Annotated in this window: 26 protein-coding genes and 1 other annotated feature; of the genes, 24 read left to right on the forward strand and 2 right to left on the reverse strand. The window is 48.8% G+C overall.

The annotated features are described in order from the left end of the window. Window positions 1-15: 15 nt before the first annotated feature. Entirely contained in the window at window positions 16-831 is an 816-nt protein-coding gene (locus tag PUE40_RS01945; RefSeq protein WP_277671732.1) for a radical SAM protein, read from the reverse strand. A 191-nt stretch (window positions 832-1022) separates the two neighbouring features. Between PUE40_RS01945 and PUE40_RS01950 the strand changes: the two genes are divergently transcribed. Genes PUE40_RS01950 through PUE40_RS01995 form a run of 10 tightly spaced genes read left to right on the forward strand, consistent with a single transcriptional unit; the run spans window position 1023 to window position 8572 of the window. Next, the gene (locus PUE40_RS01950; protein ID WP_206157238.1) at window positions 1023-1664 is read left to right on the forward strand and encodes a Na+/H+ antiporter subunit E; all 642 of its coding nucleotides are present in this window, start codon (window positions 1023-1025) and stop codon (window positions 1662-1664) included. Next, complete coding sequence (locus PUE40_RS01955) at window positions 1661-1921, forward strand: MrpF/PhaF family protein (protein ID WP_154553475.1); 261 nt, start codon at window positions 1661-1663, stop codon at window positions 1919-1921. Before PUE40_RS01950 ends, PUE40_RS01955 begins: the two co-directional genes overlap by 4 nt. Beyond that, on the forward strand, window positions 1921-2274 hold the full coding sequence (gene mnhG, locus PUE40_RS01960; protein WP_154553476.1) for a monovalent cation/H(+) antiporter subunit G: 354 nt from the start codon (window positions 1921-1923) through the stop codon (window positions 2272-2274). Before PUE40_RS01955 ends, mnhG begins: the two co-directional genes overlap by 1 nt. After that, complete coding sequence (locus tag PUE40_RS01965) at window positions 2246-2497, forward strand: Na(+)/H(+) antiporter subunit B (protein ID WP_235898145.1); 252 nt, start codon at window positions 2246-2248, stop codon at window positions 2495-2497. Before mnhG ends, PUE40_RS01965 begins: the two co-directional genes overlap by 29 nt. 17 nt (window positions 2498-2514) lie before the next feature. Beyond that, window positions 2515-3270: a hydrogen gas-evolving membrane-bound hydrogenase subunit E gene (mbhE, locus tag PUE40_RS01970; RefSeq protein WP_206157240.1), complete on the forward strand. Its 756-nt coding sequence runs from the start codon at window positions 2515-2517 to the stop codon at window positions 3268-3270. Then, on the forward strand, window positions 3254-3637 hold the full coding sequence (locus tag PUE40_RS01975; protein ID WP_277671733.1) for a sodium:proton antiporter: 384 nt from the start codon (window positions 3254-3256) through the stop codon (window positions 3635-3637). The genes mbhE and PUE40_RS01975 overlap by 17 nt, the downstream gene beginning before the upstream one ends. Further along, window positions 3634-5115: a complex I subunit 5 family protein gene (locus tag PUE40_RS01980; RefSeq protein WP_154553479.1), complete on the forward strand. Its 1482-nt coding sequence runs from the start codon at window positions 3634-3636 to the stop codon at window positions 5113-5115. The genes PUE40_RS01975 and PUE40_RS01980 overlap by 4 nt, the downstream gene beginning before the upstream one ends. Beyond that, window positions 5112-6617 (forward strand): monovalent cation/H+ antiporter subunit D family protein, encoded by a 1506-nt coding sequence (locus tag PUE40_RS01985; RefSeq protein WP_277671734.1) that lies wholly within the window; start codon window positions 5112-5114, stop codon window positions 6615-6617. The genes PUE40_RS01980 and PUE40_RS01985 overlap by 4 nt, the downstream gene beginning before the upstream one ends. Before the next feature lie 9 nt (window positions 6618-6626). Continuing rightward, a complete protein-coding gene (locus PUE40_RS01990) occupies window positions 6627-6836 on the forward strand; it encodes a hypothetical protein (RefSeq protein WP_154553481.1) in 210 nt (69 codons plus the stop codon). After that, a complete protein-coding gene (locus PUE40_RS01995; RefSeq protein WP_277671735.1) occupies window positions 6833-8572 on the forward strand; it encodes a proton-conducting transporter transmembrane domain-containing protein in 1740 nt (579 codons plus the stop codon). Before PUE40_RS01990 ends, PUE40_RS01995 begins: the two co-directional genes overlap by 4 nt. Before the next feature lie 25 nt (window positions 8573-8597). On the opposite strand, the gene PUE40_RS02000 is transcribed toward PUE40_RS01995, so the two are convergent. Continuing rightward, entirely contained in the window at window positions 8598-9200 is a 603-nt protein-coding gene (locus tag PUE40_RS02000; RefSeq protein WP_277671736.1) for a Maf family protein, read from the reverse strand. Window positions 9201-9302: 102 nt separating this feature from the next. After that, window positions 9303-9421: a sequence feature (ribosomal protein L20 leader region), on the forward strand. Here PUE40_RS02000 and infC point away from each other — a divergent pair. From infC to pyrH, 14 genes are all read left to right on the forward strand, one after another. Then, window positions 9420-9968 carry a translation initiation factor IF-3 gene (gene infC / locus PUE40_RS02005; protein ID WP_154553484.1) on the forward strand — a complete coding sequence of 183 codons (549 nt, stop codon included), beginning with the start codon at window positions 9420-9422 and terminating at the stop codon, window positions 9966-9968. It overlaps the preceding feature by 2 nt. A gap of 23 nt (window positions 9969-9991) precedes the next feature. Then, window positions 9992-10192: a 50S ribosomal protein L35 gene (gene rpmI / locus PUE40_RS02010; RefSeq protein ID WP_154553485.1), complete on the forward strand. Its 201-nt coding sequence runs from the start codon at window positions 9992-9994 to the stop codon at window positions 10190-10192. 18 nt (window positions 10193-10210) lie between these two features. Further along, window positions 10211-10564 (forward strand): 50S ribosomal protein L20, encoded by a 354-nt coding sequence (rplT, locus tag PUE40_RS02015; protein WP_154553486.1) that lies wholly within the window; start codon window positions 10211-10213, stop codon window positions 10562-10564. Window positions 10565-10566: 2 nt separating this feature from the next. Further along, window positions 10567-10761 (forward strand): hypothetical protein, encoded by a 195-nt coding sequence (locus PUE40_RS02020; RefSeq protein ID WP_277671737.1) that lies wholly within the window; start codon window positions 10567-10569, stop codon window positions 10759-10761. A gap of 137 nt (window positions 10762-10898) precedes the next feature. Further along, window positions 10899-11999, forward strand: coding sequence for a trigger factor (gene tig / locus PUE40_RS02025; protein WP_277671738.1), 1101 nt, complete (start codon window positions 10899-10901; stop codon window positions 11997-11999). A 24-nt stretch (window positions 12000-12023) separates the two neighbouring features. Next, on the forward strand, window positions 12024-12512 hold the full coding sequence (nrdR, locus tag PUE40_RS02030; protein WP_154553489.1) for a transcriptional regulator NrdR: 489 nt from the start codon (window positions 12024-12026) through the stop codon (window positions 12510-12512). Window positions 12513-12559: 47 nt separating this feature from the next. Further along, entirely contained in the window at window positions 12560-13213 is a 654-nt protein-coding gene (cmk, locus tag PUE40_RS02035; protein ID WP_154553490.1) for a (d)CMP kinase, read from the forward strand. Beyond that, on the forward strand, window positions 13206-13688 hold the full coding sequence (locus tag PUE40_RS02040) for a hypothetical protein (protein WP_154553491.1): 483 nt from the start codon (window positions 13206-13208) through the stop codon (window positions 13686-13688). The genes cmk and PUE40_RS02040 overlap by 8 nt, the downstream gene beginning before the upstream one ends. A gap of 169 nt (window positions 13689-13857) precedes the next feature. After that, window positions 13858-14541: a RadC family protein gene (gene radC / locus PUE40_RS02045; RefSeq protein ID WP_277671739.1), complete on the forward strand. Its 684-nt coding sequence runs from the start codon at window positions 13858-13860 to the stop codon at window positions 14539-14541. A 4-nt stretch (window positions 14542-14545) separates the two neighbouring features. Then, window positions 14546-15268 carry an AAA family ATPase gene (locus PUE40_RS02050; RefSeq protein WP_206157246.1) on the forward strand — a complete coding sequence of 241 codons (723 nt, stop codon included), beginning with the start codon at window positions 14546-14548 and terminating at the stop codon, window positions 15266-15268. 205 nt (window positions 15269-15473) lie between these two features. Then, entirely contained in the window at window positions 15474-17018 is a 1545-nt protein-coding gene (rny, locus tag PUE40_RS02055; RefSeq protein ID WP_277671740.1) for a ribonuclease Y, read from the forward strand. Window positions 17019-17107: 89 nt separating this feature from the next. After that, window positions 17108-18292 carry a cysteine desulfurase family protein gene (locus tag PUE40_RS02060; RefSeq protein ID WP_277671741.1) on the forward strand — a complete coding sequence of 395 codons (1185 nt, stop codon included), beginning with the start codon at window positions 17108-17110 and terminating at the stop codon, window positions 18290-18292. Window positions 18293-18312: 20 nt separating this feature from the next. Further along, window positions 18313-19497: a tRNA uracil 4-sulfurtransferase ThiI gene (thiI, locus tag PUE40_RS02065; RefSeq protein WP_154553496.1), complete on the forward strand. Its 1185-nt coding sequence runs from the start codon at window positions 18313-18315 to the stop codon at window positions 19495-19497. Window positions 19498-19559: 62 nt separating this feature from the next. After that, window positions 19560-20264 carry a UMP kinase gene (gene pyrH / locus PUE40_RS02070; protein WP_154553497.1) on the forward strand — a complete coding sequence of 235 codons (705 nt, stop codon included), beginning with the start codon at window positions 19560-19562 and terminating at the stop codon, window positions 20262-20264. Window positions 20265-20282: the final 18 nt, after the last annotated feature.

Raw genomic sequence — 20282 nt, forward strand, 5'->3', positions numbered from 1 at the left:
CAGTACCTCCTGGCATTAAATCAGTGTCAGTTCGTTAATATCCATCGGGCTGCCGTAGTTGTTCCAGTCGTCATAAATCAGTCCGCTCTGGCGGATGATGATGTCGCCCACTTTACCGTCAATCTTGCTGAACGGCAGGGTCTTGTGATAGGTTACCAGGCTGTCCTTGTAATGGAAGACAAAGCCGGTTCGGAAGAGTTCTTTCTCCAACGGATACTGATATTCCGCAATATCGCAGAGAAGATCGAACAGGTCATCTCCCTCCGTCTCAAAAACGTTCTCCAGCGTCAGATTGGAGTAGTTGGCCCGAATCTGAACTTCGTGACCGTTAAAGCGGTCCAGGAATTTAATCAGTTTCTCCTTCGTAGACGGTTCCTTCGCATCTTCAAAAATAACGCAGTTGATGCGGTGACGAACCTTCAGAAGATCGAAAATCTCGTCAGAGCATTCCTTAACGTAATGCTTCAGGTGGCGGGATACGTTCACGCAGGAAATCATATCCTGATGGCGGTTCAGGACTTCCGCAATGCGGTGGATATCCTGATTCTCGCTGGTCGGCAGGGTGGTGTTGATGTAAAGGTTATGGGTCTCACCGACATGGGCGATGATATCTTCCAACGCTTCCAGCTCTGCCAGAGGTTCTCCGCCGGTAAAAACAACGTCGTTGTGCGGGAAAATCCGGTCCAGCAAATCCAAGGAACGATAGCAGCGATCCAAATCAAAGCTGGAGGAATTTCGATATTCTTCCTTGTTCACACAGAATGGACAGCTGTTGTTGCAGTCATACGGTACGAACATGGTGACGGTTGGTCCTTCTTTAATTTTCTTCATAATATTCATGATACCCCTTAAAAAGCTCTATTTTATGTTTCATTATAGCACGCTTTAAAAGAATTTGTAAACGCATGTTTATAATGTGTCAATACTACGAAGTGTAATGTTACCGTAAATTTACAAGAATTGTACTGGTAAAAACACAAAAGATTATGTATAATTGTAAAAGGTATATTTTAGGAGAAGCTATGAAGAACAATGTTGAAAAAGAAAAACGGCAGAACCCCTCGCTCTGTAATTGGGTTGAGTTGTTTGTAATCCTTTTAGCCGGCTGGCTCATTTTGTCCGGCATCTTTGAATTGAAGTTTATTATCTACGGCGTGATGACCGCAGGCATCATTTCTCTTTTATGTTTTAGATCTTTCTATATGAAAGGCGTTCATTCGGATCGATATTATTTTCTCATTCACATCAATCCCATCCGATTGCTTATTTATTTTCTTTGGCTCTTGAAGGAAATCGTCAAGAGTTCCTTTAGTGTTACCTGGAATGTGTATCGGGGAAAGAAATCGCTGCATCCGCAGATTGTGTGGTTTCAGGCGAATTATGACAATCCGGCAGCAAGGGCACTGCTGGCCAATTCCATTACCCTGACACCGGGAACCGTTACCGTGGACATTCAGGAGGATGGAACGTATTCCGTGCACGCATTGACGGAAGGAGCGAAGGCAGGTCTTCTGGATGGAACCATGCAGGGAAAGGTGGCACGGCTGTTCGGTGAGACGATTGATTTTCGCGTATTGGATGTGGAGGAAGCAGAGGAGAACCGGAAGACGGCTCGCCTGATCGAAACTACTGTTACCGCAAAGAAAGGATTGAAGCGCATATGACGATTTTTTATACGGCGATTCTGCTGGCAATTACAGGGGTGGTGCTTCTGATGCTGTTCTTTATGATTCGGAAGAACGGAGTCTATGACAAGTTAAATGCCATGTTCGTGATGAACACGAATATCGTATTTCTGATTCTGGTGCGGGGCTTAATTGATGGGCGAATCGATATGTACATCGACATCGCGCTGAGCTATTCCATTCTGGGATTTGTGACGACGGTGATTCTGGCGAAGTTTATCGGAGGAAGAAGATAATGGATATACGGACAATTATTTCGGCCGCGCTGATTCTGGTCGGTGCGATATTCCTTTGGACGGCGGCAATCGGTGTGGTTCGGTTCCCGGATTTCTTCTCGCGGCTTCACGCGGCCGGAATCGGAGATACCCTGGGGGCACTCCTTCTGACCGTTGGAATCATGGTGAAAACGGGATTGACGCTGTTGTCCCTGAAGGTTTTCCTGGTATATGTAATCTATCTCATCACCAATCCGCTGGGAACCAACCTGATTATTCTGGAGGCGGTGCATGCCCGGGATTATCAGGGATATAACGGAAAGAGAATTAAGAAAGAGAAGGGAGATGACCGAGATGTCGATGCTGATGCTTGAAGCGGTGCTTTTGCTGGCATTGATTGCCATCACGCTGGTCGTGATTTTTAATAAGGACTTGATGGTGGTAGTGGTGACCTACTGCGCATTCAGTTTTATCACCATGTTTTTGTACATTGTGATGGGGGCGCCGGATGTGGCCTTTACAGAAGCGGTAATCGGTGTCATCTCCACCATTTATTTCATTATGACCCTCAGAAATATAGATCGGCGGTGCAAGTGATGCGGAAAGTGCTACCATTGATATTAATTGTGATTTGCCTGGGTGCATCTTTTGTGACATTGGATTTCCTGCCGGAAATCGGCGATCCGTCCTCCAAGCCGAATACCCATACGACGGATTATTACATTGAACACGCGACGACGGAGACCAATGCGGCGAACATGGTAACGGCGGTCATCGTGGACTACAGAGCGTTTGATACGATGTATGAAACGACGGTAATGTTCATTGCCGGGGTGGCGGTGGTTCTTATTCTGGCCAGCCATCCGGAGCGAAAGAATCGAATTCGGTTCCGAAAGGTTCGGAAGAAGGAATCCCGGGATGGAAAGCCGGTGTACCGCACCATCAATAAGGAAGTAGTGATTCCGTTGATTGAGCCGATGATTATGCTGTACGCTATCTACGTGCTGTTCCATGGTGAAATCAGTCTGGGCGGCGGTTTCCAGGCGGGGGCCCTTCTGGGAATGACATACATTCTGGATGTGATGGTCATTCCGGAACGGGACAGCCTCATCCGGCTGCCGAAGGATAAATCCACCGCACTGGGCGGAATCGGAACCTTCATCTACGTGCTGACCGGAATCCTGTGCATGGCGGGCGGCGGTGTTTTTCTGGAATATGAGAAATTGCCGATTCCGATGCATGCACTGGAGAAACACTCCACCGGAATGCTTTTGGTGGAAGTGGGCGTGGCTATCTGCGTAATGGCGACGATTATTACCATTCTCAACGGGATTATGGAAAGGGTGCATTTTGATGATGACACAGATTGAGACAATTCTGGCAGGGAAGGGAATTTATTTTCTCACGCTGCTGTTGCTGACACTGGGATTATACGGAATCATCGTCAGCCGTAACTACATGAAAAAGCTAATCTGCATGAATATCATGCAGGTGGCGGTAATCTTTTTCTTCCTTTGCTTTGCTCAGAAGAATTCCGGAACCATTCCGGTGGCGATGAAACACATCGTTCATGCGGCAGAGTACATTAATCCGCTGCCCCACGGTCTGATGCTCACAGCCATCGTTGTCAGCCTGGGAACCACCGGTGTAGGATTAGCTTTGCTGACTCGGATTAAGGAAAAGTATGGAAGCATTGAAGAGAAAGATATTATAGAAGGAGAGAAACAGTTCCGATGAAGAATCTGCCTGCATATATTGTATTATTACCATTGTGTTCGGCGTTGCTGTCATTAGCGCTGTCGAAGATTCATAAACATTTGGGGCGGGACGTGGTGTTCGGTGCTCTGGTCGGATCCCTGGTTCTGTCCGTTGTTCAACTGGTGCGGGTGATTCAGAACGGACCGATCCATTACATATTCGGCGGATACAAGATTCCATACGGAATCGAGTTCTCCGTGGACACCATCAACGCCGTCATCGTTATTATGGTGTGCATGCTGGGGGTCCTTTCCTGCATGTTTGCCTTCAATTTTGACAAAAATGGCGATGCGCTTCAGGTGGGGGGTGCGTATACCATGCATGCACTTTTGGTGCTGGGGATGGTGGGCATGACCATGACCGGAGACGTGTTCAACCTGTACGTGTTTCTGGAAATCACTTCCCTGACAGCTTACTGCCTGATTGCCATGGGCGGAAGCCGAGGTATTGTGTCCGCATTCCGGTACTTACTGGTGGGAACCGTTGCGGCGACCTTCTACCTGCTGGGGGTGGGAATTCTGTATTCCGTGACGGGTACCCTGAACATGTCGGATATGGCCGCCTGCTTGAAGCAGGGAAACAACGATTCGGCGATGTTGATGGCCATGATGTTCCTGATTTCAGCTTTCGGCATCAAGATGGCGCTGTTTCCGTTTCATGGATGGCAGCCGTCGGCGTACACTCACGCTCATACCGGTGCGCGTCCACTGATTGCGGGAGCCATGGGAAAGATTCCGGCATACGCCATGTTTCGGTATCTGTACTGCATCTACGGGAAGGACTTTAAATATTTCCGGTACGTCCTTCTCATTATCGGTGTGATTTCCGTGTGCGGAATGATTTACGGATCTGTTCGTGCCATGGCACAGAAGGATATCCGTAAAGTTTTGGCGTATTCCAGCGTGGCTCAGATCGGATACATCAGTCTGGGTTTTGCCATCGGAAGCCCGTTGGCCCTGGCCGGCGCTTTTCTGCACATGCTGGGACATGCTTTTATGAAAGGCGGTCTGTTCTTTGCGGCGGGCGCCATCAGTTGGAAGTACGGAACCTTTGATTTAAATGACTTTGGAAGAATATATAAGAGGATGCCATTCACTGCCGGACTGTTGACGGTGGGGGCACTGTCCATGATCGGCATTCCGCCGACGGTGGGTTTCTTCAGCAAATGGTATCTGGCTTGCGGAGCGGCACAGACCCATGAGTATGTGTACATCTTTGTGCTGGTGCTGAGTTCACTGCTGAATGCGGTCTATTTCTTCAAGGTGATTGAGAAAGTATTCGTTCAGGCGGATAAAAACAGAAAGCCGCTGCATCCGGAGGGGAAGGGCGTGACGGAGGCACCGATTACCATCATGATTCCGGTTGTCACCTGCATTCTTATGATTCTGCTGCTGGGCGTATTTAACGTTAAAGTAATTGATATTCTGCTGATTTCGCTGAAAGGAGTGGCATTATGATTCTGACTGCTCTGGATTACAGACCCGGCATCATTGTCCTCCTGCCGCTGATTGCGTCCTGTTTAATCTACGTATTGGGAGAACATATTCTTCCGAATTATCGGGAGGCGATTACCTTTGCGGCGGCTTTTCCGATGGCAGCATTGGTGTATTCCATGATTCCGGCTGCTTTGGCGGGAAAAGAGATTGGGTTCACTCTGTTGGAAATTGTGAAGGGGGTTCCGCTTCAATTTTCCGTGGATGCCGCGGGGATGATTTTCGCCTGTGTAGCCTCCACCCTGTGGATTGTCACATCCTGCTATTCCATCGGATACATGCGGGGGCACGGGGAGAAGAACCAGACCGGATACTATTCCGCTTTCGCCATGTGCCTGACGGCCACCATGGGACTCTGTTTCTCCGCGAACCTGCTGACTTTCTTCATCTTCTTTGAAGTGCTGACGGTAGCGACCTATCCGTTGGTAGTGCACTATCGGGATGAGGAAGGAACTCGTTCCGGACGGAAATATTTAGCGTATACCTTGATCAGCGGACAGCTGTTCTTTGCGGGAATCGTCATTCTGTATTCCTTTACCGGAAGGATGGATTTTGTTCCGGGCGGATTCGTGAACACCGGCGATATCCCGATGCCTTGGATGCTGGCGGTATTTATTCTGATGATTGGTGCGGGCATTGTGAAAGCCGGTGTAATGCCGCTTCACAGCTGGCTGCCGGCGGCCATGGTGGCGCCGACACCGGTCAGCGCACTGCTGCACGCGGTAGCCGTGGTGAAAGCCGGGGCGTTCTGCACACTTCGGGTGGTGTTGTACGTGTTCGGACCGGAAGCGGCACGCTTCTGCCACGGTTCGGAAATCTTGGCTTGGATGGCGGTGGCGACGATTCTGATTTCGTCCCTGATTGCAATCCGCAAGGATAATCTCAAGGCGCGATTGGCCTTCTCTACGGTGGGACAGCTTTCCTACATCATCTTGGGAATTGCCATTCTGTCACCGTTTGCGGCAACCGGAGCACTGTATCATATCGTTGCCCATGCTTTTATGAAAATTACATTGTTTATGTGTGCCGGTGCGATTTTCGTGACCACTCACCGAAAAAACATCAGCGAGATGATCGGAATCGGCCGACAGATGCCGGTGACCATGACTTGCTTCACTCTGGCTTCACTGGCAGTAGCGGGATTCCCGTTCTTTGTGGGATTCACCAGTAAGGCGAACATCATCATGGGCGCCATTTCCATGGGACAGCCGTTTTTTGTAGCGACCCTGATTGTCAGCGCGCTGTTGGCATTGACCTATTTGATGCCGGTGGTACTGCTGGCGTTTAAGCGGGATTTTTACAACAGTCAGTTCCCGGTAAAAAAAGAGGCCAACCTGCCGATGTTGATTCCGATCATGATTACGGCGGCTTGTTCTCTGATATTGGGCGTAATGCCGAATTTCGGGCTGCATCTCTACGACTTGGCAGCCATGGCGGGCAATGCGATTTTTGGATTATCCCTGTAGGAGTGTAAGATGAATGAGTTCTTATATTATTGTATAATCTCTTTTGTGGGATCGATTGTGCTGATTTTTCTTTCCAAAGTAGTGATGAACAAGCCCCTTCGGAGAGATGTCAATTATTACGAAACCACGGAAAAAGAAGAGGAGCTGCAGATGCTTCGAAAAGCGAATCTGAGTAAAAAGAAAAATGACAAGCGAGACAGAAAGGGAGGAAGAAAATGAGCTGGAACAATCTTCATCCCGGTTTAGTGATGATTCTCTTTGGAATCATCATTCTGGCGCTTCCGGAAAAATGCCGGAAATACCTTACGCTTGCCGGATCAGTGTGTGCCTTTTGTGTATTTTGGATGTTGGACAGTCACAGCACGCTGCCCTTTAAGGTCACCGATAATCTGACACTCCAACTGATCGATACCAACGGTGTGTCCATGGTATTCCTGATGGTCTTCGTGTCCATCGGCGTGATCAATGCCATCTATGCCGTGGATCTTCAGAACAAATGGGAAGCGGGAATCACCTGCATCTATGCGGGGAGTAATATGGGCATCGTACTCGCCGGGGATCTGATTAGCTTCATTGTATTCTGGGAGATATCGGCCTTCACATCTACATACATCATATACGCCCGGCACTGCCGGCGTTCTTCCAGGGCGGCGTTTCGATACGTTCTGGTGCACGCTTTCGGAGGAAATATGCTGCTGGCCGGAATTCTGGTACAGATCTTCCATAACGGAGTCGGACTGGCCAATCTGTCCGGAAACATGCACGGAGTGGCGTTCTGGCTGATTCTCATCGGCATCGGTGTCAATGCGGCTATTCCGCCGTTTAACGGATGGATTGCGGATGCCTACCCGGAGGCGACCATTCCGGGTACGGTATATCTGGGATCCTATACCACCAAGGCGGCGATTTATGCGCTGATTACTTTCTTCTCCGGAACCCATATGCTGATTTACGTCGGTGCTTTTATGGCTATCTTTGCGGCTTGCATGGCGCTTCTGGAGAACGATATTCGCCGGCTCTTATCTTACCATATCGTCAGTCAGCTGGGTATGATGGTGGCATCGTTGGGCGTTGGAAGTGAAATCGGCGTGGACGGTGCATCCGCTCATGCGGTAACCAATATATTCTTTAAAGGCGTGCTGCTGATGTGTGCCGGATCCATTATGAAAGCCACCGGAACCTGCAAAATCACAGAGCTGGGCGGCCTTCGGAAGAAAATGCCGATTACCGCATTCTGCTTCTTGATTTCTTCCATGGCCATTGCGGGATTCCCGTTCCTCAGCGGTTTTGCCAGCAAGGCATTGATAATGGAAAGTCTGCACGAATATGGGGAGGGTTTCCCGGCGGTTATGATTACCATTGCCGGCGTGGGAACTCTGCTGTCCATTACCCTGAAGATTAACTATTTCGTGTTTTTCGGAAAATGCGATCGGCAGGTAAAGGTGCAGAATGCCACAAACTCCATGACAACAGCGGTGGTAATCGGTACCATCATGTCCATCGTCATTGGCATGGAACCGGATCTTCTGTATCAGCAGCTTACCTACAAAACCATGGTGGATCCGTTCTCGATTCCGCACATTATGGAGTATGTAGCAATCATCGCCGGCGGCGCCATTCCGTTCTTCTTCATGCTCAGCATCATGAAGCCGCACGATGAAATTAGCATGGATTTCGACTGGTTCTATCGGAGACCGCTGGTAAAAATAATCGAAGCGCTGTCCAAGGGGCTGTACCGTGTGTTCGGATGGTTCGATCGTCATGTGCTTCACGGGGTGCAGTTCTTCGGTACCGGTCTGGGCAATCCGTATCTCTGGACGGAAAAATCCGGCAATCTGAAAATCAAATCCATGTCCTTTGAGAATGAGGATCGCTTAATCGGAGATGTGATTCAGGTTATCGTGGCATTATTTGCTGTGATGATTCTGATTTCCATATACGTAATCAAGATGTAAAAAAAAATCCGGCAGTGCTTGTGCGCTACCGGATTTTTTCTGTAAATTCATCGGTTTCCCGTTCCAGACGGGAAAATGGAAGCCCTACTACGTTCTCATAATCGCCGTCGCAGCGGTCGATGTACTTCGAGAAATCCTCCTGGATTCCGTAGGCACCGGCTTTATCGAAGGGCCGGCACTCCCGGATGTAAGTCCAAATATCCTCGTCGGTATAGTCCTTGCACCGGATATGGGTGGTTTCGCAGAAGGAATGAACGGCGCCGCTTTGGACATCGATGAGCGTTACGCCGGTCATCACCTGGTGAACGGTGTTTCGGTAAGAGGAAAGCATGCGGAACGCATCCGCTTCATCCTTTGGTTTGCCGAGGATTTCATCCTTGTACACGATGGTATCCGCTGCGATAATCAGGCCTTTGCGGAATTCCTCGGGGCAAATTTCCCGATAGCAGGCTTCGGCTTTTTCCCGGGAAAGAAGGCATACCGCATCTTCCGGGGAAATCCCGTCCAGAAGATGTTCGTCGGTGTGGGTGGGCCGGAGTACGATGGAGACCCCGTGCTGCTGAAGGATATCTCGCCTTCTCGGAGATTGAGAGGCCAGAATAACCGGTTGTATTTCTTGAATTTTCATAATATAATGAGAGTATCCTTTCTGTCGAGATGTTTTCATTATAGCAGAAGAAAAAACACAGAAAAACACTTGACACGGCAGGAAATGTACGGTATTATATTACGGTCGAAGAAGAAGTTGTCCGCTTCTCACCTTATCACGCAGGTGCATAAGGTAACTATATGCAAGCTTTTATCTTGTTTTTGTTGCGGATACTTCTGTATCCGCTTTTTTTAATGTATGGAGGTAAGAGCGATTAGTAGAGATCACAGAGACAAAGACAGCAGGCAGATCAATGAAGAGATCCGCGCTAAAGAAGTTCGCGTTATTGATGCAGAAGGGGAGATGCGAGGAGTTCTGAGCATTAAGGAAGCCCTGGCATTGGCCGAAGAAAGCAACCTGGATCTGGTAAACGTATCACCGAATGCGGAACCGCCGGTATGCAAGATTCTGGATTATGGTAAGTATCGTTATGAACTTCAGAAGAAAGAGAAGCAGTCGAAGAAGAACCAGAAGGTGACTCAGGTCAAAGAGGTTCGTCTCAGCACTTTCATCGAAGAGCATGACATACAGGTCAAAGCGAATACAGCTAAGAAATTCTTGAAAAACGGAGATAAGCTCAAGGTTAGTCTTCGTTTCCGGGGAAGAGAACGGGATTACACGGCGAAGGGTTTTGACGTGATGAACCGTTTCGCAGAGGAAGTTTCCGAGTTCGGTGTAGTTGAGAAGAAGCCGAAGTTCGAAGGCAGAAGTCTGACGATGTTCCTTGGACCAAAGAGCAACAAGTAAGTATTATTTAGGAGGAAAGCGTAATGGCAAAGAACAAAATGAAGTCTCACAGAGGCGCAAGCAAGAGAATGAAGCTCACCGGATCTGGAAAGCTTAAGAGAAACAAGGCATACAAGAGCCACATCCTGACGAAGAAGACGGCTAAGAGAAAGAGAGGACTGAGAAAGTCTTCCATTCTGACAGGTGCAGATACAAAGCGTATGCTGAGATCGTTGGCGAAGTAATCAGGGAGGTAGAAGAACATGGCAAGAGTAAAAAAAGGTGTAACAGCACGCAAGAGACATAAGAAGGTTATCAAGCAGGCAAAGGGTTTCTATGGCCAGAAGAGCAGAAACTTTAAGGCAGCAAATCCGGCTGTAATGAGAGCGCTCCGTTCTGCTTATGTAGGAAGAAAGAACAAGAAGAGAGAATACAGAAGACTGTGGATTGCAAGAATCAACGCTGCAGCAAGAGCAAACGGCATCAGCTACAGCAAGTTCATGAACGGTCTGAAGAAGTCCGGAATCGAGATGAACAGAAAGATGCTGTCCGAGATGGCAATCTACGATCCGGCAGGCTTTGCAGTACTGTGCGAGACTGCAAAGAAAGCTAACTAGTCATGGAATATTTCGTCAGTCATTTCTGGATTCTGATAGGGGCAGCCTTCTTCGTTTCCTTCTGTGCATTCCTGTGGTGGTATTCCATGGATAAGAATACAAGACTGAAGCGGGAGCGGGCGCTGGCCAGAGCAGAAGAGGTTCGTAAGAAAAAGGAAGCCCAACAGAAAGCCGATTCGGAAATGAACGGAAAATAATGACTTTCGGACACCGCATTGCGGTGTCCTTTTTGCTGTGCGGATTTCGGTGACATATGAGATGTTGAAAACAACCCCCCATTATGCTAATATTTAATATGTGCCAAAATACAATTACGATGATATGAGGTGAATATATGCTCAGCAAGAAGAAGAAAATTATAACCGGTGTTGTGGTTCTGGCGGCCCTATTGATTTTGGGCTTCTGGTACTTCTTCCAGAAGGATCGGATTACCGTACCGGACACCTACAAATATGACGATTTAACGGAATACGTCACTCTTGGAAACTACAAGGGCATCCGATACACGAAGAAGGTGAAGAAGGTATCTGACAGTGATGTGCAGTCGGAAGTGAAGAAGGCAATCAAGAAAGCCAGTACCACGAAGGACGTGAAAAGCGGCACGGTCGGCAGCGAGAGTAAGGTGAAAATTGATTTTACCGGTAAGATTAACGGAAAGAAATTTGACGGCGGATCTGCCGAAGAGTACACCTTGGACATCGCCAACGACAGCATGATTGACGGTTTCAGTGAAGGAATTGTGGGTCATAAGGTGGGCGATAAGTTCGACCTGAAACTGAAGTTCCCGAAGGATTATTCCAATAAGGACGTGGCGGGAAAGAATGTGGTATTTACCATCAAGGTGAAGGCCATCGTGAAGACGAACACGCCGGAATACAACGATGCTTTTGTAGAGAAAAATACGAAATACAAGAATACGGCGGAATACGAAAAGTCGATTCGCACGAAACTGGAGAAGGAGAACGAAGCGACCGCGGAGAAGGATGCGTATTCGAAAGTTTTTGCGAAGATTCTGAAGGACAGCGAAGTGAAGAAGTATCCGGAAAAGGAACTGGATGCGTCAAAGGAATCCATGAAGGAGACCTACAAGAATTTGGCGAAGCAGTACAATCTGGAGTACGAAGATTTCCTGAAACAGTACATGAAAATGGATGAGAAGTCCTTCAATAAGCAGGTGGATGCGTATGCAAAGAATTCCGTGAAGCAGCAGCTGGTAATGCGGCAGCTGGCCAAGGAATTGGATGTCGCCGTGACGGACGAGGAATACAATGAATACCTTCAGGAACTTTTGAAGCAGAACGGCATGACCGAGGATTCCTTCGAAGAACAGAGCGGAACTTCCCTGAAGGAGTATGCGCAGCAGAACAACATGTATGAAGGTTTGCTTTATGAGAAAATCATGAAGCAGGTAATGAAATTGAGCAAGGCAGAATAGCAGAATCAATGTGGAGGTAGCATTATGAAGTGCCCATATTGCAACAATTCGGATACGAAGGTAATCGATTCCAGACCGGTAGAGGACGGGCTGGCCATTCGCCGGCGCCGGGAGTGCGAGAAGTGCAAGAAGCGGTTTACCACCTTTGAGAAGATTGAAAATTCCCTGTTGGTGGTGGTGAAAAACGACGGCCGACGGGAGAGTTTTGATCGGAATAAGCTGATTAACGGACTTCTGAAGGCGTGTGAGAAGACAAAGATTACCTATGAGGATGTGGAAAAGATTGCGGAACGAATCGAGCGCGCTCTGAACAACACCATGGAAAAGGAAATCGAGAGCAAGATGATCGGGGCGCTGATTATGGATGAACTTCGGAACCTGGATCAGGTAGCTTACGTACGTTTCGCGTCGGTGTACCACAAATTCACGGACGTGAACACCTTTGTTCAGGAGGTGAATCGCCTTCAGGAGAAAGATCGGGTTCGCCCGGAAGAGCGGAACGAAGAGAAATAGCGGATTGACAGGTAGAATTCAGTTAGGTATAGAGAGGGAATAAAAAAATGATACGGATTGCAATAGACGGACCGGGAGGTGCCGGGAAGAGTACGATTGCCAAGATGGTGGCAGAGAAGATGAACATGGAATACATCGATACCGGCGCCATGTATCGTGCCATCGGCTGGATGTTTGCGAAAAACAAAGTGAACACAGAAGATTCTGCGGAGGTGCAGGATGTTCTGGAACGCACGGTCATTGATTTCGATAACGGAAAGATTTTTCTGAACGGCGAGGATATCAGCGGAGAAATTCGTACACCGGAAATCTCCAAAGCGGCATCTGTCTGCTCCAAGCTGCCGGAGGTTCGCAGCAAGCTGGTTGCGCTGCAGCGGGAAATCGCGGAAGGAAAGAGCGTGGTGATGGACGGAAGGGATATCGGCACCAATGTGCTTCCGAATGCGGAGGTGAAGATTTTTCTGACAGCGGATCCGATGGTTCGAGCGAAGAGAAGATACGATCAGCTTCTGGAAAGCGGGAAAGAGGCGGACCTGGACTTCATTTTTGAAGATATTAAAGAACGGGATTATCAGGACACCCATCGGAAACTGAATCCGCTGCAGCAGGCGGAGGATGCGGTACTGTTGGATACATCCGATATGACAATCAATCAGGTCTTGGATGAAATCATGAAGATGGCAGAGGGGAAAAATGAGTAGCAAGAAGTTCAAGAAAAACAGAAACAACAATGCGAGAAAAAACAGACAGCTGAATCGGGAAGGTCTGGGAGCACTGCAGAAATGCCGCTTCTTTGTATATCTCACTTTCGTGTTTGACATTCTCATGATGTTCTATGCACCGATTGCACATCTCTTCGGTGCAAAGGAAACACAGATTCTGTATGCCATCATGCTGATGATCGGTGCGCAGGCCATTGTGGGTTCCATGCATATCGTGAAGTATATGACCACCGTGGAAATTTTCCTCAGCGGCCGGGAGAAGGATTATGCTAACATGTATGCCAGCCGTGCAAGGTTCTGCGTATTATTACAGTTCTTTATGATTACCCTGGCAATTATCAACCATGTAAAATTCGACAGCGGAATTGTCAATATGCTGCTCAGCGTGGGTGGTGTTACGCTGGTGGTGCTGGCTCTGCAGAATATCACCATTCTTCAGAGAAACTATATCTAGAAAAATGAAGAGTTTAAAAACGCAGAAAACCGTTTAATTTTGCGCTTAACGAGAAGTTCCGGAGGATTGATGACCGGAACTTCTTTTGCTATAATATTTCTCACGTAGAAATGAAGTGAAACAGAAAGACAGAAATACCCGGATGTGCTTCGAACATAAGGAGGAGCATATGCGAATTAAGGATATTCCTCAGGAGGAGCGTCCCAAGGAGAAGCTAATGTATGCCGGAGCGGAAAGCCTCAGCACATCGGAACTGCTGGCATTGATCATCCGGACCGGCAATTCCAACAAGTCCGCGGTTCAGCTGGCGGAAGATGTACTGGCCTATTCCGCTAAGGAACTGGGCAGCTTGCGAGAAGCGGATGTACAGGAGCTGACGGAAATCGACGGAATCGGATCCACCAAAGCTTGCTCCATCGTGGCCAGCCTGGAGTTGGCGCGACGCTTGCTGGCAAGGGAATCGGATGAGTCAAGGATTTCCATGAAGAATCCGGAATCCGTGGCCAACCTTCTGATGGAGGATATGCGAGAGTTGAAGCAAGAGCATTTGGTGGCCTTGCTGTTGAATGCGAAATGCGAAATCGAGTCACGAATCACCGTTTCCATCGGAGAACTGACATCCACGGTGGTGCATCCGAGAGAAGTCTTTCGCCCGGCCATTCGAAAAGGGGCCGCGGGAATTATTTTGGCCCATAATCACCCCAGCGGGGATCCCACCCCCAGTCAGGATGATATTCAATCCACGAAACGCATTATGGAAGTTTCCAAGTTGGTGGGAATTCGTCTGTTAGATCATCTGATTATCGGTGACGGCCGATACATCAGTCTCAGAAATGAAGGTTATATGGAGTAAAGCGATGAATCAGGTATTCTATATTGCATCGGGAAGAGGAGGGACCGGCAAATCCGTTTTTGCCGTGAATCTGGCCGCAACCCTGGGCATGATGGGGAGAAACACACTGCTGGTGGATATGAATCCGGGGATGCGCACATTGGATCTCATGCTGGATGCGGAAAATGAAGCAATCTACCATGTGTTTGATGTGATGGATGGCGTCTGTATGTTGGAGCAGGCGGTGGTTCGGATGGAAAAACCGACCAGCCTGTATCTTCTCCCGGGCGGCCTTATGGAAGACCGTGATCGTTTGGACCGGGAGAAATGGCAGGCTTTGATTGACGATGCAAAGGAGAATTTCGATTGCATCGTAATCGATGGGGCACCGGGTGCGGATGATTTCGTCACCACCTGTGCGGCGGCGGCAGAGGAAACGCTGATTGTGGTGACCCCGGAGCAGACGTCTCTCCGGAATGCGGACATGCTGGAGGACCGGTTGATTCGAAAGCGAGTGCTGCAGCGGCGATACGTGCTGAACCGCATATATCCGTCTTTGACCGAGCAGGGGCTGGAATCGGAACCCCAGGAAATCAATATGCAGTTCAAGTGCGAAATGCTGGGAATGATTCTCGAGGACGATATTTTTCGGGTGTCTTCCGATGCGGGAATTCCTGCCGTTCTGAAAAAAGAATCCTATGTATTCGGAAACTTCCGAAATATCGCCGAACGACTGCTTCACAAATAAAAGTATTCTAAGCGAAAAAATTCTTTTGGAAACGATAACTATACATGGGGGTGTTCCTTTAAATAGAGTTGTATATATTGACTATTTTTACAATTCGGATTATAATTATTTTGTATGATTATGAAATTCTGCTGACTGGAACAGGCAGTTGATTCGTACGGAAATACACAAAATTTTACATTTATATTTAAAGGAGGACATAACAGTGAATGCTACCGTTGTTGGAGTGGTTAGTTCTGTTGTGTTTCTGATTGTTGGACTGTTGATTGGTTACCTTCTGCGCAAGAACGTGGGCGAAAGCAAAATCGGAAGTGCGGAACAGAAGGCTCAGAACTTGATTTTGGATGCGGAAAATGCCGCAGAAAATATCAAGAAAGAGAAAATCTTGGAGGCAAAGGAAGAAACACACAGACTGAAGTCGGATTTGGAAAACGAGATTCGAGATCGCCGGAAGGAAGTAGAGAAATCCGAAAGAAGAATTCTTCAGAGAGAAGAGAACATTGAGAAGAAGCTGGAGAACATCGAACGTCGAGAGGACGGTCTTTCGAAGAGAGAGCGTTCTATGAACGAGAAACATCAGAAAATCGACGAGTATCTGGCAAAGCAGATGGAAGAGCTGGAGAAGATTTCCGGCTACACCCAGGAAGAAGCGAAACAGATTCTGCTGGATGAAGTGGAGAAGGATATCCGAAAGGATGCTTCTGCCATGATTACCCAGGTGGAAACGGAAGCGAAGGACGAGGCGGACAAGCGGGCAAGAGAAATCGTCACCATGGCGATTCAGCGCTGTGCGGCAGATCAGGTGGCGGAGACTACCGTGTCGGTGGTTCCTCTTCCGAGTGACGATATGAAGGGCCGAATTATCGGCCGAGAAGGAAGAAATATTCGTGCCATCGAGACCCTTACCGGCGTGGATTTGATTATCGACGATACACCGGAAGCGGTAATTCTTTCCGGATTCGATCCGATTCGCCGGGAAATCGCTCGGATTGCACTGGAGAAATTGATTATGGATGGCCGTATTCACCCGGCTCGCATTGAAGAAATGGTGCAGAAGGCCACCAAGGAAGTGAACAACATCATCAAAGAAGAGGGCGAACAGGCTTGCTTCGAGACCGGCGTGCACAACCTGCACCCAGAGATGGTGAAACTGCTGGGACGTCTGAAGTATCGTACTTCTTACGGACAGAATGTATTGAAGCACTCCATCGAAGTCTCCCTGCTGGCGGGACTGATGGCTTCGGAACTGGGTTACGATCCAAGACTGGCAAAGAGAGCCGGACTGCTTCACGATATCGGCAAATCCATCGACCACGAGGTGGAAGGAACGCACGTGGAAATCGGTGCGAACATCTGTAAGAAGTATAAAGAATCCTGGAAGGTGGTCAACGCCGTTCAGGCACATCACGGTGATGCGGAGCCGACCACCATGGAAGCGGTGCTGGTAGCGGCGGCAGATGCGCTTTCCGCAGCTCGGCCGGGAGCTCGTCGTGAGACACTGGAATCCTACATCAAGCGTTTGGAGAGTCTGGAGGAGATTGCCAATACCACGAAGGGCGTAGACAAGTCCTATGCAATTCAGGCCGGCAGAGAAATCCGGATTGCGGTAAAACCGAACCAGGTGAAGGACGACGAAGTACCGATGCTTGCTCGTGAAATCGCAAAGAAAATTGAAGGCGAACTTGAATATCCCGGACAAATCAAGGTTAATGTTATCAGGGAGACAAGAGCAACCGATTACGCGAAATAATCAAAGCTCCCCGATTCGGGGAGCTTTTTTACCGCAAAAGCAAGTCGCAATGACAAAGACAGCATAGAAGAAGACATAGAAGGAATAACATGATATATCTGGATAATAGCGCAACTACAAGGCAATATGATGAAGTAACGGATTTAATGATTCGGCTTCAGCGAGAGGAATTCGGGAATCCTTCCTCTCTTCATTCCATGGGTTTTGAAGCCGGCAACTATATCTTTGATGCGAGAGAAGCATTGAGCCGGACATTCCCGAGAGACGGCCGAATTGTTTTTACATCCGGCGGAACGGAAAGCGATAACATGGCGATTTTCTCCTCCTGCCGTAAGATGCGTCGCCGTGGGAAAAAAGTGATTACCACACAGCTAGAGCATCCGGCGGTGCTGGAATGCATGAAGCGTCTTCAGGAGGATGGATATGAAATCGTCTATCTCGCCTCCGATGTGAACGGATACGTGGAACCGCAGGCTCTGAAAGCGGCATTAGACGAGGAGACCGTGCTGGTATCCATGATGGCGGTGAACAACGAGGTGGGTACCATAGAACCGGTGCTTCCGTGTTACCGTATCGTTCAGGAATTTAATCGGGAACACGGAACGGAAATCCTGTTCCATACCGATGGAGTACAAGCCTTTGGAAAAGTAGAATTTAACGACGCACCCTTCGACCTGATTTCCATCAGCGGACACAAGTTCCACGGGCCGAAGGGAGTGGGTGCCCTCTACATTCGGAAGGGCGTTCACATTCCGCCGTTTATTCTAGGCGGCGGACAGGAAGACGGATTCCGATCCGGAACCGAGAACACACCGGGAATCGCCGGGCTTGGACTGGCGGCTCAGATGGCCACGGAAAATATCTTCGAAAAACAACAGAAGATGGCACAGGTGAACGATTACTTTCGGAAAGCGGTTATCGACGAGATTCCGGATGTGCAGCTGAACGGGTTCGAAGAACAGGGATTGGAGCTCCAGCATTACGGAACCCGTTGCCCGTCCGTTATTAATTTTTCCTTCCTGGGAACTCGCGGCGAAGTGCTTCTGCATACGCTGGAGCAGGACGGCATCTTTGTATCTACCGGTTCGGCATGCGCATCCCATCACACGGGAGACAGCCACGTGCTGCAGGCCATGTCCTTGGGGCATAAAGAAATTGAATGCGCGATTCGGTTCAGTTTCTCGGAGTTCAACACGATGGAAGAAATGGATTTCGTCATCGACCGCCTGAAAAATGCGGTAACGAGATTCCGGAGACTGGGAAGCTTTCGGTAGAAGACAGATAGGAGACAGACATGGAAAAGAATTTATACATTGTTCGGTGCGGAGAAGTGGCACTGAAGGGAATGAACCGCCCGTACTTTGAGCGGGTGCTTCTGGAAAGAGTACGCAGTGCCCTTTCCGTATTCAACGATGTGGAATCCCGTTGGATTGGCGGTCTGATGTTGGTTCGAGTACCGGCAGATGTGCCTCGGGAAGAAGTGGTTCGGGTGGCATCGAAGGTTTTCGGCGTGGCCACCGTGAGTCCGGCAACTTGCTGCGTACCGGATATGGATGCCATCGGTAAAGCCGCAGCGGCATATATGATGGAATTGATTGAGAAGGAAGGAATTAAATCCTTCAAGGTAAAAGCAAAGCGCGTGGACAAGACGTTTCCGGTGCAGTCTCCGGAAATCGGCCGTCAGGTGGGCGCGACGATTCTCAAGACCTGCAAGGTGCTGCACGTGGATGTGCATGAACCGGAAGTCCTGCTTTATGTGGATGTTCGGTCCGAAGGAGCATACATTTATCGGGATAAGATTAAGGGCTTTGGCGGTTTGCCGCTGGGTACCAACGGAAAGGGCCTGATTCTCATGTCCGGCGGAATTGACAGCCCGGTTGCGGCATTCATGATGGCAAAGAGAGGAATGCGGATTGAAGCCATTCATTTCCATTCATATCCATACACCAGCCAGAGAGCTCAGAAGAAAGTAGAAGACCTGTGCAGTGTGCTGGCGGGATATATGGGATCCATCAAAATGTATGTGGTGAACTTGCTGCCGATTCAGGAAGAAATCGTAAAGAACTGTCCGGAGGATGAAACCACCATCTTAGTCCGTCGTTTCATGATGCGAATTGCGGAGCAAATGGCGATCAAGAAGCACGATATGATGCTGATTACCGGAGAGGACCTGGGCCAGGTGGCCAGCCAGACGGCGGAAGCCCTGGTGGTAACCGATGCGGTAGTGAAGATGCCGGTAATGCGTCCGCTCATCGCCATGGACAAGGTGGACATCATGGATAAGGCACAGGAAATCGGAACCTACGATATCTCCATTCAGCCGTATGAGGATTGCTGTACCGTATTCCTGCCGAAGCATCCGGTGACGAAGCCGAAACTGAAGAATATTGAGAAATCGGAAGAAGCGCTGGACGTAGACGCTCTGGTAAAGGCGGCTGTAGATTCTGCGGAAACCGTTCTCATCGAGCCGAAGCGGTAGAATGCGATTTACAAAGATGTGGTAATATGATACTATTTCAACAGAAGTAGGAGAGGTGAAATATGGCAACCAAATACAAGAGAGTTTTAATTAAGCTCAGTGGAGAAGCATTGGCCGGAGAGGATAAATTCGGTGTGAATCCGGAGATGACCGCAAAGACGGCTGCGCAGGTTAAGGAAATTCACGATCAAGGGGTGCAGATTGCCATCGTCGTGGGTGGCGGAAACTTCTTCCGGGGTCGTACCGGAAAGAATATCGACCGTGCAACCGCAGATTATATGGGTATGCTGGCAACGGTAATGAACGCCCTGGCACTACAGGATTCCTTGCTTTCCATTGGATGCGATGCGAAGGTGATGACCGCCATCGAAATTCGCGATATGGCAGAGGGATATTCCAGACGGAAGGCGCTGGATTATCTGGACGACAACAAAGTCGTAATCTTTGGAGGCGGAACGGGAAGCCCATTCTTCTCCACGGACACCACAGCGGCTCTGCGGGCGGCGGAGATGAATGCGGAAGTAATTTTACTGGCAAAGAGCATCGATGCGGTATATTCGGAAGATCCGAACGTGAATCCGGATGCGGAACGTTATGAAGAACTGACCTATATGGATATTGTAGAGAAAGAACTGAGAGTGATGGACCTCACCGCTGCCACTCTCTGTAAGGACAACGACATTCAGCTGTACGTTTTTGCGATGGCCGAAGAAGGAAACCTGATGAAAGTCATTAACGGTGAGAATGTGGGAACGCTGATTCATTAGAAGACACAAATGGAGGAA

The organism is Mogibacterium kristiansenii, assembly GCF_029224645.1.
Lineage (GTDB): Bacteria > Bacillota > Clostridia > Peptostreptococcales > Anaerovoracaceae > Mogibacterium_A > Mogibacterium_A kristiansenii.